The following is a 1,325-nucleotide window of genomic DNA, read 5'->3' as shown; positions in this document are numbered from 1 at the left end:
TCGTGGAGCGTCCGCACACCGTCCGCGAACCGCACCGCCCGACGCACATGCCGCACCCAGTAGGCGGGATCGGCCAGCTCCTCCGAGACCAGACCACCCGTCACGTTCGACACCACCGCGATCCGCGGGGCGGCGTAGGACAGACCGCGGGCGACCTGCTCGAACTCCGCCAGCATCGGCTCCATGCGCGGCGAGTGGAAGGCGTGGCTGACGCGCAGGCGGGAGGTCTTGCGGCCCTCCCAAGCCGAGAGCCATTCCTCGGCGGCGTCGGCGTCGCCGGACACCACCACCGCGCGCGGGCCGTTGACGGCCGCGATCTCCAGCCGGCCCTCGAACCCGGCGAGTGAGGCAGCCACCTCGTCCTCGTCGGCCTGCACGGCGACCATCGCACCGCCTGCCGGCAGCGCGCCCATCAACCGGCCGCGCGCCACCACCAGCGCACACGCATCCGCCAGCGACAACACACCCGCCACGTGAGCGGCCACGATCTCACCGACCGAGTGCCCCATCACGTAGTCCGTCCGGACCCCGAGAGACTCCACCAGCCGGAACAGCGCCACCTCAACGGCGAACAGCGCCGCCTGCGTGAACTCCGTCGCATCCAGCAGAGCAGCCTCCGCCGAACCCTCCTCCGCACTCAACAGCGCCCACAACGAACGCCCCAGCAGCGGATCCAGCTCCGCACACACCAGCTCCAGAGCAGCGTCGAACCCAGGGAACGCCCCCGCCAACTCCACACCCATCCGAGCCCGCTGCGAACCCTGGCCGGTGAACAGCACCGCGGTGCGACCCGCCACCACACGGCCCTCGACCACCCGAGCCACCGACTCACCGACCGACAACGCGGCCAGACCGGCAAGGAGTTCATCACGATCGGCCGCGACGACCACACCACGGGAGTCGAGCCGGGCCCGCGAGACCACCGACGAGAAGCCGACGTCCGTCAGGGAGACATCCGGCTCCGCCAGAAGATGCGCCCGCAGCCGGTCCGCCTGCTCCCGCAGCGCCGCACCGGACTTGGCCGACACCACCACCGGCACGGCCGGCAACTCGGTCGGCTCCGGTGCCCCGGCCGGCTCGGTCAGCTCGGCCGGCTCGGCCGCCGGGGCCTCCTCCAGGATCACGTGCGCGTTCGTCCCACTGATCCCGAACGAGGACACCGCAGCACGCCGCGGACGCCCCTCCGCCGCAGGCCAGTCCCGCGCCTCGGTCAGCAGCTCCACCGCACCCGAGGCCCAGTCCACGTGCGGCGACGGCTCGTCCACGTGCAGCGTCCGCGGCAGAACCCCGTGCCGCATCGCCATCACCATCTTGATCACACCGCC

1 protein-coding gene is annotated in these 1,325 nt (G+C 72.2%); it reads right to left on the bottom strand.

Annotated features, from left to right (window positions below; translation table 11 throughout):
* A partial coding sequence (locus ACIPSC_RS39030; protein ID WP_400835176.1) for an acyltransferase domain-containing protein occupies positions 1 to 1,325 on the bottom strand: 1,325 nt, incomplete at both ends.

This window comes from Kitasatospora sp. NPDC090091, from assembly GCF_044747365.1.
Lineage (GTDB): Bacteria > Actinomycetota > Actinomycetes > Streptomycetales > Streptomycetaceae > Kitasatospora.
Note: the sequence above shows the minus strand (reverse complement) of the source record. Positions and strands in the feature narration are given on the sequence as shown.